Source organism: Geitlerinema sp. PCC 9228, assembly GCF_001870905.1.
Taxonomy (GTDB): Bacteria; Cyanobacteriota; Cyanobacteriia; order Cyanobacteriales; family PCC-9228; genus PCC-9228.
The window spans coordinates 1-14,696 of sequence record NZ_LNDC01000048.1 but is presented as its reverse complement, the minus strand read 5'-3'; the positions used below and the strand labels follow the sequence as shown (position 1 = coordinate 14,696).

Sequence of the window (14,696 nt, the reverse complement as noted above, 5' to 3'; positions counted from 1 at the left end):
AAAACCATTTTCCCTTCCCCATTTGTTAAGTAGAATTGCTTAAAAAAAATCCCCGTCCAGAGAACTTTCTCAAGTTCGGGGATCGCCAAATCCCTCCCTCCCCCACCCGAGTCTATTGAACTAGATCTCCTTTCAAAAAAAACGCCATACCATGCCGACAGGAAAGGTTATGCCGGTTCCAAAGGTGCCATGGTGAGACCAGCACGCCGCAGCTGCATGTGGTAGAGTTCCGCCTGTTCCAGGGGACCAACCCAAACCGTGGCTTGACCTTCATAGTGAACTTGGTTGGTCAGTTCCCAAGCGCGATCGCTACTCATATCGGGAATATACTTCATCAAACATTCCGCCACATGCTGAAACGTATTGAAATCATCGTTGAGTACAATCACCTTATAATCGGGATAGTATTTGGTCTTGGTTTGACCGGTTTTTTCTGGAGCTACCGTTGGTGCCGTCGTCATGCCAACCATAGTTGGTAATCTCCTCCTATAGAAAATCTTGATAAAAACATTATTGACATTAGTGACAGTTTACCTGCCCCGAGCGATCGCGTCAGCCAAGCAGCAACCAATCACAAGTCGAAATTGCCGAACTAACGCCAATCTTGCCAATCTTGATTGAAAATCGACGTATCCGGGAACGCAATGGGATTGCCCCGTGTTCGCAAACGCCCCTGCAAAGCCTCCAACATCGGTTCCCGCCGCGGCAAATCGTCCACCAATTCCACCGGCAAAATCTCCCGTTGCAAAGCAAACACCACCGTATTGCCCACAGCCGCACCCACCGACCATTCAAAAGAATGCACCCGGTAAGCCGCCGCCGCCACGTGACTAGTCGCAATACTTTTCCCAGCCACCAAAAAATTATCGAACTGTTGGGGAATCGTCGCCCGTAAAGGAATTTGAAACGGATACGCCGCCCCCGCACCAAATCGTTCCCCAGGACGTTCAAAATTGCCCGGTGCTTCGGGTGGATGCATCCCCATACAAGGATGAAAATCAATCGCATAGTGAGCAATTCCCACCGCATCCGGATAAATCCGCGATCGCGATCGCTGCAAACGCGGTTGTGGTCCGTCAGCACGAATCGCCTGCAGCGTATCCACCCCCGCAATTTCCGTCCACAGACCTTCGTACTCCGCCGGCGTAAGATTCAAGCGATACCAATCCTGTTGAAAATTTTGCCGGGAAATATCCACCTCCCAAACCGTAAACCCTTCCGGATAAGCCGGATAGGAACGTCCAATAATGCGACGCGCCTCCCGAATGTAGGGATATTTCGACAACCCATGTGCGGTTCCCATGGGCGAATCGTACCCCTGCAAGTAGCGATAGTTGGGATGGGGTTCTTTCACCCCGGCACCCAACTGAGAATCCGTTTCCCCGCGTACCAACCAATAGAAAAATCCCCGCGCCAGCTCTTCCGCCGCCGCCAACGTTTCCACACGCAATCCCCCCATCCAACCACCAGGTTCTAATTGACCTTGGGCTTGCAACTGTTCCCGGGTATAAATCAAATTATCGCGGCGAGTTCCCGGACGATAATCGTTACCCCAGGTCCAATTTTGCATGGAAATATCCCCAACATGGATGGGATAGTCGCGAATATTGCTCGGTAGCGGTTTGTCTGGTTTGGCACTGTGAATGCGTCGGTAGGTAAACACCAGAGAAAAATCCGCCAAACGTTCCAACTCGTAGCTGTAATAAGGCTGGTAGCGATCGTAAAAATCCGGTTTGGTATGGGATGGCGGTTCTTGGGTGGCCTCCATAGCAAACGTGTAGGTAAAACCTTGGGTACAATAGCGATCGCCGTGACGAGTTGATGCCGAGGGTTCCCAAGCCGAACGCGGGTCAATCCCCAAACGGTAGGGAACATCGGCCAGAGCAATCAATTCTCCTGTTTCCGTGGCATCCACCACATACCAGTTGGGACCATCGTTGTTTTCTGTTTCCGCCGCTGGGGGATGCAGGCGAATCATGGTTTTGGTAAAATTTTCCGAATCTTGATAGCGGTAGGCTTCCGTAATAGTTTCGGATAGAGGTTTGGTATTCAAAGGCGGCGCATCAGCAGCACTTTGATGCTGGATCGCGATCGCAGATGTTAAAAAATTTCCCGGTTCATTTTTCCGGAGTTCTTTCACCACCGTATTCGGGAACCAGTGTAGCCTTCCTTCTCCCCGTTGTTCGGCATCGCGCAGCATTTGCTGGAGAATGTGGTGGGCATCTCGGGGCAGAAAACAAGACTCGCTCACCCAGCATTTTCCCGGATTGAGGCGATCGTAAAAATCTTCAATCCGCTGGCGCAGCTCCAAGTATCCCCGGGGAAAAAACAAACGACGGCGTTGGGTAGGGCGTTCGTCCAGTGCGGCAGTGCCTTGGGAAGAAATTTGACCCCCCAGCCAATCAGTAATATCGGTCAAACAAACCGTTTTGCCAGCGTGCAAACTTTCGTACGCCGTTGCCACGCCAGCCAAGCCAGCACCAGCTACCAAAATATCGCAAGCGACTTCTCGATCTGGCGTCGGTGTGGAGGTCGTTTGTGCTTGTGTCGTGGCAGAAACTCCCGAGAGACAAAAAAATAAAAAACCGGCTGGTAAAAGAAAAACGCGCTTCATATGGGAAAACTTGCAGAACTCTTTTAAGATAATTTTTCAGGAAGCCAAAAAAAGCGTAAACGCTTGCACGCTTGTGCTTGGTAGCGTCATGCTGGTTAACTGATAGCATTGTGCATTAACGAGACGCAGTAAGGAAAGGCTGTATATGGATTTTCGCGCAACCGATACCTCGATTTTGAATTGGTCTGGAGACGCTCTGGCGATCGCGTTTCACGAAGAAGCCGTGAATGTCACTGGCGATGTAGCCAAGCTAGATGAAAAACTCTCTGGCGTTATCTCAGAACTGATTGAGGAAACCGAATTTAAGGGGTCTGCCGGGAGCAGTGCTGTCACCCGCGTCGGTGGTGGTAGCCAGATTCGTAAAATTATTGTACTGGGTTTGGGCAAAGCTGAAGACAGCCCCCTCGAAAATTGGCGTTTGGCTGCGGCAACCGCTGCTAAGGTGGCTCAAAAAGAACGCTGCAAAACCTTGGGTTTGGGGTTGAACCTTTGGAACAACGATGCGTCCAATACCACCCAAGCGATGGTGGAAGGCGTGGCGTTGGGATTGCATAAGGATACCCGCTTCAAATCCGACCCGGAAGAGAAGAAAAGTTTCTTGGAACAGGTGGATTTGTTGGGACTTTCCGGACAGGAAGACGCGATTCGTCGGGGGCAGCAAATTGCTTCTGGTGTGATTTTGGCGCGGGAGTTGGTATCGGCACCTGCCAATCAAGTTACGCCGGTGACTATGGCGGAAACAGCCCAACAACTGGCTTCCGAGTACGGTTTGTCTCTGGAAATTCTGGAAAAGGAAGATTGTGAGAAGCTGGGGATGGGGTCGTTTTTGGGTGTGGCACAAGCTTCGGACCTACCACCCAAGTTTGTGCACCTATCTTATCAACCCCAAGGAACGCCCCGCCGCAAAATTGCCATTGTTGGTAAGGGATTGACCTTTGATTCGGGTGGATTGAACCTCAAACCCTCCGGCAGCGGCATTGAAACCATGAAAATGGATATGGGAGGCGCGGCTACCACGTTTGGGACGGCAAAAGCGATCGCGCAGCTCCAACCAGATGTAGAAGTCCATTTTATCTCTGCCGTGACGGAAAATATGATTAGTGGTCGCGCCATGCGTCCGGGGGATATCCTTACGGCTTCCAACGGCAAAACCATTGAAGTGAACAATACCGATGCGGAAGGTCGTTTGACTCTGGCAGATGCTTTGGTCTACACCGAAAAGCTAGAAGTAGATGCAATTGTAGATTTAGCGACTTTGACAGGTGCTTGCCTCATTGCTTTGGGAGAAGATATTGCTGGATTTTGGAGTAATGACGACACTCTCGCGGAACAGTTGCGGCAAGCGGCTAGCAATGCTGGGGAGAAACTTTGGCAAATGCCTTTGGAAGAGAAATATTTTGAAGGCATGAAGTCGCCAATTGCCGATATGAAAAATGCCGGACCCCGTGCTGGCGGCGCGATTACAGCTGCGTTGTTCTTGAAGCAGTTTGTGGAGAAAACCCCTTGGGCACATATTGACATTGCTGGGGCAGCTTGGACGGATAAGGAAAAAGAGTACACGGGCGCTGGCGGCACTGGATACGGTGTCCGCACGTTGGTTAACTGGATTCTGTCCAAGTGAATAATCGGGAGAGACTTTCATAAGCTCCTAGTTCGGCAAATTCCACCAAATCCGCGCTACGATTTCCCGAAATTCGATCGCATGGAGCGTGGTTTTGGGATTGGGTTGGCGGAAAAGGGATTTGGTATAGCCAGACAAATGAAATTGATTGGTTTTTGGGGGTGGATATCGTTCGCCCCTATTTTTTTGATGGGGGATGGTGGCTTCACTGGTCCTCCTATTTCTTTAATAGTTTGCAAGAGATAATAGCGACATTTTTGTGGTGGCGCAACGCGTGATTATCGGTGTTTCTTAAAACACCCATACCTACCAGAAAAATTTGACAATTTTGGATAATTCCCGAAAATTATTATTTTTCAGAAATGGTATTAGCAAGTTCCCAACTCGAATTGTGCCACCGTATTTCTACTTAATTATTTTCTTGGTTTTACTAATATCTACGTATTATCACTGGAAAACTTCCGTACAATTGCTTAAAATTCATAAGAAAAAATCGATCTTGCTGTCAATATTGATATTTTAAAAAGCTCTATATGTAGGTACTGTAGCATTTTCCTAGGGGCTGGGAAAGTAATTTCCTAGTTGATTTCTGGTAAAACTTTATAAAACATCGATACCCTGCCGAGAAATTTAAATCTTTGGTAAACTCTGATGAAATCCCTTGAGGTTTTACATTGCTAAAGGCTATCTTGAGAGTTGGAAGACGTGGGGTGTTTTGGGGGAACGGTTTTTATAGACGAACTCAAGAAAAATATTTCCCCATGTAGATAGATACAAACAACGAAAGCATCGGTGGTGGCAAGCATCTCTATCCCAATAATCTGCTGCGTAGCTGTTGGCAGTTTCATGTACCAGAACTCGTTGAGTTTTCCTATTGTTTTCATGTCCGTCTTTCGTTCCAGACAACCCGTCGCAATCACCAGCCAGGAGAAATAATCATGACTGCAAGCCTTCAAAAATACATACTCGGCGCTTCTGCTATTGTAGGAATTGGCGCGATCGCTGCTACCCCTGCTGCTGCCGCTAGCCTCAGCAACGTTCAAATGTTCGGCGGCGACTATCAAACTTATACAGAAGATGATGTCTACAGGAGGGACGAACAGGCAGCAGTTAATGCCTTGACGGATAGCGATCGCTATACCAACGTAGAGTTAAATTCTGCCAACGAATATTTGAGCGACAACGTAACTGGCTTTACTGGCCAGCTAGGCTCCCAATCCGTTACAGTTGAAGGCATTACAGACCAAGATTGGAATAATGGTCTACGACAGCAGTGGTTGGGTGACTTTAAGACAGCATACAAGGCATTAGACACCTCTGTTGTGATTGATACTTTATTTGGTTCATTTCCTTTGAATTTTGCTGATACTGTTGCAGCTTCCTTAGAAAATCGTTCTGGCGATCCGAACGTTGCCAGTATGACCAAAGATAATGCAACTGGAGAAATCAGTTTGGACTTAATTGGTCACTATAATATTTGGGATACACCTTGGATGAGCAATGTATATGCGAACTTTGGTGATACAATAGAGCCACTTAAAGAAGCAGTTCCTACGCTCCAAATCAGCGAAATTGCTAAAGTAACCGTTGATGGTGAGGTGTCCTATGCCTACAGTTTCTCGGCTGAGGAAACCGGTGTATTGGCGGTAGATGCGGCAGATAACGATACTTCCTCCCATACGGGACGTTATACTTGGACAACTCAAGGAACTGTGGAACCGAGTCGCGCTCAAGTTCCCGAGCCTTCTGCAATTTTAGGATTAACAGCTCTTAGCGGTTTGCTGGTCTTTGCCAAAAGAAAAACTGCGTAAAGTTGTCGCATTTGCAAATGGGGTCAACCCCCATTTGTCCCCTACGAACCATCAAAAACCATAAAATAAAGCGATCGCACCTCTTGTAGCAAGGGAAGCGCGATCGCTTTTTGTGGAGAAGTGGAGCCGAGCAGAATCGAACTGCTGTCCAGACAGGTTATTAACCCTTCGCTCCTTCACAGGCTTAGCCCTTCTGACCCTCAGGGCGGGAGCCATCCTTTATCCCGGCATGGCTGGGATCTCTGGTTTAGTTTCTTTGCTAGCTAACAGACCAGAGACCGTTAGCTAGCGCATCCGTTGGGTTTTACCCGTAGCCCTTAACGGAGTCAGACTACGAGTGCTCGCACCTGTATCTAGGTTTTAGGCAACAGTGGCTGCCTTGCGAGCGAAAGGAACGATGTTGTTCGCACTTACATTTTATGAACCTTTGATTTACGAGAGGAGGTTCGCTCTCGGCCTGCATCACGAAGTGGCTTTTGCCTGCCTGTCGAAACCATTACGGCCCCATGTGGCTAGGCAGCGTGCGGCATCGTTCCCCGTTCGTTGTTTTCAATTTCATTATAACCAAATTTTCCAGTTTGCGATCGCATCAATCCCCGGAATTGGACGTTTTTGGTGGCGAAAATGCCGAAAAATTTGAGTTCGGTCTTGCCGAAAGCGTTAGAACCTGCTTGGATAGAAACGAAAGCATCTCTATCATGGCTAAATTCAGCGAACCTTGAAACTACTTTGCCTGAGCAACGGTCACGGAGAAGACGCGATCGCCGTTCGGATCTTACAGCAACTGCAACAACACCCTCGCTGTCCGGAAATTGGCGCTTTGCCAATGGTAGGCGAAGGACAAGCCTATTCCCAACTGTCGGATGTTTCCATTGTGGGTCCGGTGCAGTCCATGCCATCGGGAGGCTTTGTTTACATGGACAGCAAACAGTTCTGGCGAGACATCCGCAGCGGTTTGCTGAAACTGACCTGGCAGCAATTTCGTGCCATGCGCCGCTGGGTTCGTCCCGATGGTGTGGTTTTGGCCGTTGGTGATATTTTACCGTTGCTGTTTGCTTGGTTGAGCGGCGTTCCCTATGTTTTTGTGGGTACGGCAAAATCGGAATACTACCTGCGCGACGAATCCGGTTGGCTGCAGCGAAAACAGTGGGGAAGCGATCGCTTGGCCAAATGGACCGGTTCGGTATATTTACCTTGGGAACGATTTCTCATGAAACGGCGTCGTTGTCGCGGTGTTTTTCCCCGGGATGGTCTGACCACGGAAATCTTACAAAAACATGGGGTACCTGCCTTAAATCTCGGCAATCCCATGATGGACAATTTACAACCCACCCAACTGCTTCCCAAAACCGCCGAAGAAATCGAAGAAATCGAAAAACAGCGATCGCTGACCTTAGCCTTGCTGCCGGGTTCGCGTCCTGCGGAAGCGCAAAACAACTGGAATACCATTCTCCAAGCCGTTACCTGTTTGCAAAGTGCTTGGGACGAACGACCGATTCTGTTTGTAGCCCCCATTGCGCCTGGTGTCAGTAGCGACGGTTTTCGGGAAATTTTAGATAATTTTGGTTGGACGGAAACTCCCGAGGCGAAAATTCCTTCTCCCTTAGAACCCAAAACCAAATGGGTCTACACCCAACAGAAAGCTACCTTAGTTTTAACCCCAGATGCCTACCAGGAATGTTTGTGGCTGGCAGATATTGCTATTGCCATGGCAGGAACCGCCACCGAACAGTTTGTGGGACTGGGAAAACCCGCCATTACTATTCCCGGGAAAGGACCACAGTTTACCCCTGCCTTTGCCGAAGCACAAAAACGCCTGTTGGGAGAATCTTTATTTTTCATCGAACAACCCAGCCAAGTGGTGTCTCTGGTGGTGGAGTTGCTGCAAGACCCGGATTGGTTGCAAGCTATTGCCGATAATGGTCGCCGTCGTATGGGAACCCCTGGTGCCAGCGATCGCATTGCTAGCTATTTGATGGAACATTTGGTGGTCGCGCCAACAACATAACCAAACAGCTACAATAGCCCATACAAACATTTGCAAAAAAAGGTTCCGTCAATATGGCATATCCTAAGTCTCCCTGGACTCTCAAAGGCTTTGTTGTCGGCACCCTCCATTGGATCGATTCGGCGGCGGTGCGATCGCTGCTACCGTCTGAATGCCAAATTGTAGAAATCTTGCCGGGAAAAACCCTAGCCAGCGTTTACCTGGCCAAATACGAAGCGGGTTCTGCTTTATCCTACAGCGAACTGATTGTCGCCCCCAGTTTGGTTCGCCATGGCGGCAAAGCAGGTGGTTGGATTTCTTATATTTATGTGGACCATCCCGACTCGGTAGCGGGGGGTCGAGAAATTTGGGGATTGCCCAAAGAAATGGCAGAATTTACGTGGGAAAAGGGAAATCCCTCCCAAGTGACCGTTCGCCAGGAAGGAACAACCCTGTTGCGTCTTGAGTACCGGCGGTCGTTGGGATATTTGCCCCTGCGAGCGCAGTTATATGGGTATAGTATTTTAGAACCAGCTTTATTGCGGTTTGCCATTCGCATGCGCGGTTGGATGGGGGGGACAGGCAGTAGGTTAGAAATTCCCGAGGAAAGTCCTTTGGCGACCTTGCCTTTGTCTCGGGGAAAACTAACCTATCGTTGCCCGATGGCACAGCTGACCGTTAGCGCACCGGAAAGCGTTGGTATCAGCCAGTTTATCCGCAAGCAGGCGATCGCGTTGTAACTCGCTAGTACCAAATTAGAGATTGGCGGCGCTGGCAAAAATGGGATTGCTTTCCTCTACCGAACTGGTTTGTAAAGGCAGTACGTCCAAAATATCTAATTGAGCGCAATATTTTAGATCTTCGTGGCGTTCCAATCCCAACAAGCGCCGGCCGTGGCTGGAAAGCTCCATCAGACGCAGGAGTTGGTTTTGCCATTGAAAATATAACGTGTGCGCCGCGATCGCTTCGTCGTTGCCAGCCACATCGGCGAGGGTGGCTTGGGTCGTCTGCAGCCAACCATCAATAATTGCACCGGCACAAACCGTATCTTCTAGGGAATAGCTGCCTTCCCAGCCAGAACCGACAATCCACAAAGTTTCCGGTTGTTTTTGCACCAGATAGTCCACCACCACTTGCCGGTTAACCAAAGCCGCAGCCACAGCCACCGGAGCAGCTTTGATTTTTTGTAAAGCACGGGTACCGTTGGTGGTACTCAGAAAAATTTTCCGTCCGCTCACCTTTTCCGGCGTACAATCGAGGGGAGAATTTCCCATCTCGCAATCAGAAACTTGCTTGCCACCGCGTTCGCCAGCGCGCAGCCGTTGGTTGGCGGGAACGGACTCGCTCGTTTCCATGAGTAGCTTGATATCGGAAAAAGCCTGTACGGACTTGGCACCAGCTGACAAAGCCGTTGTCATGGTGGTGGTGGCGCGCAAAACGTCCACCGCAACGGCGCAGTTGGGAACGGGTTCGGTGGGGGTAAGTTCGGGGGTATGATAAACAAATAATTGCACGAAAACCTCTCAATGATGAACGGCGATTTCCCAAAAAAACCTCATGGCATTTAGCGGCCCCTGCTACGACCGCAGTTAATTTTATATTTATTATGCCGATATGGGACATGCCGTCAAGTTGCTCTGTATTGGGGGGTGTCCCCAATTTTGAGAAATATTAAGTATTTCTTACGTATTTGTACTCAAGTTCTGGAAATTGAGTTATCGTAATCGGTTGAAGTCAATATAGCGGTGGGAAAGCAATCGTCAAGCCTCCTGGTTGTAAGACCTGCGGAGAAACTGGCAGAATCACGCCATACCAGGGTGCGATCGCAAATGGGGATGGGTTGTTCTTATAACTGGCAGGTTGTGGGTGGAGAAATGTGCCTCAAAATCAATTTGCTTTTTTCCGCTCTTATTCCGGATAATTACGGATGTTTAAACCGTCTCGCCAAAGCTAAGCTAAAAGAGTTATCGTTGGAGGCCTCGACGACAACCACGCCTGCGGAAGTTCCCCATTGATAGCAGCAGCTAAAGACGCGATCGCCAAATTCAGATTGCATAGCTCTGGCTACATAGGGAACTAAGTACAACCGACAACAACCATCCCCCGGAATACCAAGCGATCGCCAACCGTAAAACAGCGGTTGCCCAACCAAGCAAGTCAGCCCACCCGGCTAAAGTACAGGGGCTTCATGCCTCCAGCTTCAGGTAGCCGATCGGCCCTTCGCCCTTTGGGGCGACGTTTTTAGGGTCATGGCACCTACAAATGCTTTCGGTGTTTGTAGCTTTGCCGTTAACGGTTAAACCGCCCTACCAGGGGTCAGGCCGTGCCGTTAGCTCCACCAGCCCGAAAAACATCGGCGAGGAAAACATAACGCTGTGCCAGGTAGGCGATTCCGGCTAGAACACCGAAAGAGCGGAAACTGCACCTCTTTCTGGTGGGGAAGGCGACTTTAGTCGCCGTTCGTTTTTCCTCCCGGCGCTAAAGCGACAGGGCTTGCAAACGTATCGAAGATTTTCCGTGACATCGGTCTCACCGAACATAGGTGCGGGTATGGGTTAGCTCTTTGTTTGGTTGTATATGCGGGCACTTTAAGCTCAAACAATTCCCAGACCGGACTCCTGTCAAGTCTTGGGAAGTTGGAATAGGCGAAAGGTTCGGGCTGTCTGGTTGTGGCAAGTATCTTTCCCATTCGCTATGATAGAGTCTCTGTTTGGGATGTCATCTTTTATGATTCACTCCCCACAGGAGCAGCAACCATCAGATGCGAACCTGCTCTACCAACGGATTTGTTCGACAATCGTGCATTCACTCGATGCAGGTTCCTTGCTACCCGCCATCACGGAAATCGTGGGGAAGTGGTTTGGGGCGGATATATGTTTACTTGGTGTGGCATCTAAATCAAATTGGAAGGCAAGTACCTTAGGTGCTGCCGATAGCGAACGGGAAATTCAACCAATATATACCTATACTTCCTCACCAGTTGATGAGTCGGATTTTCCCGATCTAACAACTTGGCAAACCCCCATGCAGGAAGATCCTTTGGTGGTATGCGACTTGCAACAGTTGCAGCAGCAGTACCAGGAGAAATTTGCCAAGACAGGTCAATCTTTTCCTAGGGGGATTTTAGCAACCAAAACTCAATTTCAAGGGCAGGAAAACGGGGTGGTGGTCCTTATGAAGTTTCAACCATATTCCTGGAAAGACGAGGAAATTGATTCGCTGAAAATGGCCGCCGATCGCATCGCCATTGCCATTTTCCAGATGCAAGTGCAGCGGCAGACAACGATAACTACCCAATATCAATCGATTATTGCCGATCTGACCAAAGCCGTGCATAACTCTTGGCAACTAGAAGATATTTTCCAGCTGGCTATAGAAGGCGTCCTCAAAGTTTTGCAGATGGAGCAGGGAGAGGTCTTGCTGCTCAAATATACGACCCCGCAGCTATCGACAGTTCGCCACGGTTCGGAAGCTGCTGGCATTCAAGATCCAGCTTTCCCAACGGTAGAAGCGCCACAACCATCCATGCCGCAAAGCAAAGCCACCGTGGTTGGTTCGCAATCCAGCCGCCAAAAAGATCGAACTTGGGTGGATACCAGCTTTACCGCTTCCGATTGTTACTGGTGCCAGCAAGCGTATCGCCAAGCACCAGAAGTTTTAGCGATCGCCGACCAACGTCCCATTTTACGCAACCATCCCCAGCGCCGCATCGCTCCCATTTTCAATCCTCACGAGTTTCCGGCTTTGGCATTGGTTCCCTTGGTGGGAGCGCAAAACGAAGACAACCGCAAACATCCCTCGGTTTTAGGCTTCATGGCGCTACAACATGCCGAACCCAGAGGTTGGCGAACCGATGAATTGGATTTCCTGCAACTCATTGCCGCGCAGTTGAGTACCGCCATTATTCACAATCAAACCCTCACTTCCGTACAAGCTTTGGTGGAAAAACGCACAGCGCAATTGCAGCGCAGCTTGGAAGTACAAGCCAAACTGTACGAACAAACTCGCAAGCAAGTAGACCAACTGCGACGCCTCAATCAACTGAAAGACGAGTTCGTAGACACCATGTCTCACGAACTGAAAACGCCGCTGACCAGCATGCAACTGGCGATTCGTATGCTACGCCAACCCAACCTACCACCAGAACGGCAAGCCTTGTATCTGGATATTTTAGAAAAACAGTGCCACCAAGAGTCCAAATTGGTCAACGATGTCTTGACCCTGCAACGGTACGAATCCCAACAAGTAGAACTGCAAAATTTGCAGTGGGTGGATCTAGCTAGTACTTTGCAAGAAGAAGCAGCGGAGTTCCAGCAAAAGTGGCAGCAAAAAGGCTTGAACTTAGATGTAGCCATCTCGCCAAATCCCCTTTATTTGCATACGGAAGCAGAAAATTTCCAGCGCATTCTCAGCGAATTGTTGGTCAACGCCGGTAAATATTCCGATAAAAACACCACTGCCGAACTTAAAGTGAGTTCCCAGATGCAAGACGGTACCGAACAGGTGGTTTTGCAGGTGACCAACTACGGCGATGGGATTGCGGAAGAAGATTTACCGCATATTTTTGAGAAATTCCGCCGCGGTCAGGGAGTAACCCAGCAAGCCGTTGCCGGAACGGGGTTGGGGTTGACTCTGGTAAAATGCTTGGTCGAACATCTCGATGGCAGCATTACTGTTAGCAGTTCCCCTTGCCAAGACCAAAGCGAACAGTGGCAAACTTGTTTTACGGTGACTTTACCGCAGTTACGAGAAAAACGCTAAAGCCAATTGGATGGATGTCTCTAGCTTCCAAAGTTTGTACAGTGTAGAGTGGTAGATTGGTTAACATGTACGCAGATATCTCGTGGTGAAGCCTCTACACTGGCAAAAAACGAAATACGCTCCTCTGGCGCGCCAAGCGGAAATTTTCTCGGCTGCCGCCAAGTTTCTGTTTTTCCTGTGGTCGGATAGCAAACTGGGAAGAAATTCAGTAGCGCGCAAAAAACAGCGATCGCAGTGGCTGGTGCAAAAGCTGCTGGATTTGGGACCTACTTTTATTAAAATCGGACAGGCTTTATCTACCCGCGCCGATTTGCTGCCACGGGAGTATGTGGAAGCGTTGGGGGGATTGCAGGATAAGGTTCCTCCTTTTCCCGCCGAAGAAGCGATCGCGTTGGTAGAAACGGAATTAGGCAGTTCCATTTACTCTTTATACCGCGAATTCGACCATTTTCCCATCGCTGCCGCCAGTTTGGGTCAAGTTCACAAAGCCAAACTACACACCGGCGAAGATGTGGTGGTCAAAGTTCAGCGACCCGGCTTGGAACGTTTGTTTCAACTAGATTTTCAAGCCTTGGGGAAATTGGTACGTTTTTGCCACCGCTACCTGCGATGGACCCGACAGTACAATCTAGAAGGCATTTACAACGAATTTTTTAACATTCTCTACCAAGAAATCGATTATATTCAAGAAGGTAGAAACGAAGAACGCTTTGCCGAGAATTTCCGCGACTACGAAGGGGTCATCGTTCCCAGAGTATACTGGCGCTATACTACCACTAAAGTTCTCACGGTGGAATATATCCCCGGCATCAAAGTAGACGACCGCAAAACTATAGAAGACTGCGGGTTAGACCCAGCCAAAATCAATCAAATTGGCATTAGCTGCTATCTAAAACAGCTTTTGGTGGATGGTTTTTTCCAAGCGGACCCCCATCCGGGAAATTTAGCCATCCATCCCGAAACCGGTAGCATTATTTTCTACGATTTTGGCATGTTAATTGAGGTGAATCCCCTCAACAAACAGGAAATGCTGCGAACCCTGTTTGCGGTTTTGCGGAAAGATACCAACGAAGTGGTGGATACGTTGGTGGCGATGGGATTGTTGGAACCCATGGGGGATATGAAACCGGTACGGCGATTGGTGGCGTTTTTGTTGGATAAATTTACGGAAAAACCGGTGGATTTTCAAGCTTTTGGGGAAATTAAACAGGAATTGTATGTCATGTTTGAAAAGCAGCCTTTCCGCCTGCCACCGGAGATGACGTATATTTTAAAAGCGTTAACTACGTTGGATGGCATTGCGCGATCGCTGGATCCGAAATACAATTTGGTCGCTGCAGCCAAACCATTTATTAAAAGTTTAACGGGAATTCCCAACACTGGAAAAACCGGCAGCAATTTGGTACGGGAAGTTGCTATCCAAACCAGAGATTTTGTTCGGTCTCGCTTCAACCAACCCAGCAAAGCCGAAATTATATTCCAGCATTTGGATCAACGCATTCAGCAGGGAGAATGGGAATTGCAAGTACGTTCCATTGAAAGCGATCGCGCTTTAAAACGCCTCAACTTAGCCATCAAAAGTTTAATTTATACTGGTATTGCTGGCTTTACCTTTTTGGTCGGTGCCTTTTTAACCATGCAATCCTTGCCATCTTGGGCAATTTTTGCCTTTGTTATTGCTGGTGTTTTTACTGTTATTTTAATACGAAATTTGAGTACATTGGCTATGCGAGAACGAATGGATAAAATGGTAGAAAAATAATACGAATATAGAAAAAAAGAATTTTATCGCATGGAAAATGCCCATACCAAATTTTCTTGTTATTGCTGGTATGCTTCCTATTATTTTAATAACAAATTCTGTAGGGTGGGCAATGCCCACCCTACCGATCTACTTATTTA

General features: G+C 48.7%; 10 protein-coding genes and 1 other RNA gene. 6 read left to right on the top strand and 5 right to left on the bottom strand.

The genetic code is table 11. The annotated features are described in order from the left end of the window. Positions 1 to 167: 167 nt before the first annotated feature. Together clpS and AS151_RS03330 are read right to left on the bottom strand one after the other, a co-directional pair. Positions 168 to 461: an ATP-dependent Clp protease adapter ClpS gene (clpS, locus tag AS151_RS03335; protein WP_071515702.1), complete on the bottom strand. Its 294-nt coding sequence runs from the start codon at positions 459 to 461 to the stop codon at positions 168 to 170. A gap of 131 nt (positions 462 to 592) precedes the next feature. Continuing rightward, positions 593 to 2,614: an FAD-dependent oxidoreductase gene (locus AS151_RS03330; protein WP_071515652.1), complete on the bottom strand. Its 2,022-nt coding sequence runs from the start codon at positions 2,612 to 2,614 to the stop codon at positions 593 to 595. A 145-nt stretch (positions 2,615 to 2,759) separates the two neighbouring features. On the opposite strand from AS151_RS03330, the gene AS151_RS03325 reads away from it, so the two are divergent. Both AS151_RS03325 and AS151_RS03315 read left to right on the top strand, forming a co-directional pair. After that, positions 2,760 to 4,235, top strand: coding sequence for a leucyl aminopeptidase (locus AS151_RS03325; RefSeq protein WP_071515651.1), 1,476 nt, complete (start codon positions 2,760 to 2,762; stop codon positions 4,233 to 4,235). Between the two features lie 938 nt (positions 4,236 to 5,173). Then, a complete protein-coding gene (locus tag AS151_RS03315) occupies positions 5,174 to 6,046 on the top strand; it encodes an NF038130 family PEP-CTERM protein (RefSeq protein ID WP_071515649.1) in 873 nt (290 codons plus the stop codon). Between the two features lie 118 nt (positions 6,047 to 6,164). Here the strand turns inward: AS151_RS03315 and ssrA are convergent. Next, positions 6,165 to 6,552: a transfer-messenger RNA gene (gene ssrA, locus AS151_RS03310) on the bottom strand. Positions 6,553 to 6,764: 212 nt separating this feature from the next. Here ssrA and AS151_RS03305 point away from each other — a divergent pair. After that, a complete protein-coding gene (locus AS151_RS03305) occupies positions 6,765 to 8,054 on the top strand; it encodes a lipid-A-disaccharide synthase-related protein (RefSeq protein ID WP_071515648.1) in 1,290 nt (429 codons plus the stop codon). Positions 8,055 to 8,107: 53 nt separating this feature from the next. Further along, positions 8,108 to 8,773 (top strand): acetoacetate decarboxylase family protein, encoded by a 666-nt coding sequence (locus tag AS151_RS03300; RefSeq protein WP_071515647.1) that lies wholly within the window; start codon positions 8,108 to 8,110, stop codon positions 8,771 to 8,773. A 15-nt stretch (positions 8,774 to 8,788) separates the two neighbouring features. On the opposite strand, the gene AS151_RS03295 is transcribed toward AS151_RS03300, so the two are convergent. Continuing rightward, complete coding sequence (locus tag AS151_RS03295; RefSeq protein WP_071515646.1) at positions 8,789 to 9,547, bottom strand: 2-phosphosulfolactate phosphatase family protein; 759 nt, start codon at positions 9,545 to 9,547, stop codon at positions 8,789 to 8,791. Positions 9,548 to 9,954: 407 nt separating this feature from the next. Continuing rightward, positions 9,955 to 10,185: a hypothetical protein gene (locus AS151_RS21275; protein WP_139240479.1), complete on the bottom strand. Its 231-nt coding sequence runs from the start codon at positions 10,183 to 10,185 to the stop codon at positions 9,955 to 9,957. Positions 10,186 to 10,727: 542 nt separating this feature from the next. On the opposite strand from AS151_RS21275, the gene AS151_RS03290 reads away from it, so the two are divergent. Both AS151_RS03290 and AS151_RS03285 read left to right on the top strand, forming a co-directional pair. Beyond that, positions 10,728 to 12,794, top strand: coding sequence for a GAF domain-containing sensor histidine kinase (locus tag AS151_RS03290; RefSeq protein ID WP_084639373.1), 2,067 nt, complete (start codon positions 10,728 to 10,730; stop codon positions 12,792 to 12,794). A gap of 82 nt (positions 12,795 to 12,876) precedes the next feature. Next, positions 12,877 to 14,556, top strand: a complete 1,680-nt coding sequence (locus AS151_RS03285) for an AarF/ABC1/UbiB kinase family protein (protein WP_071515644.1) — start codon at positions 12,877 to 12,879, stop codon at positions 14,554 to 14,556. The last annotated feature ends 140 nt before the right edge of the window (positions 14,557 to 14,696 follow it).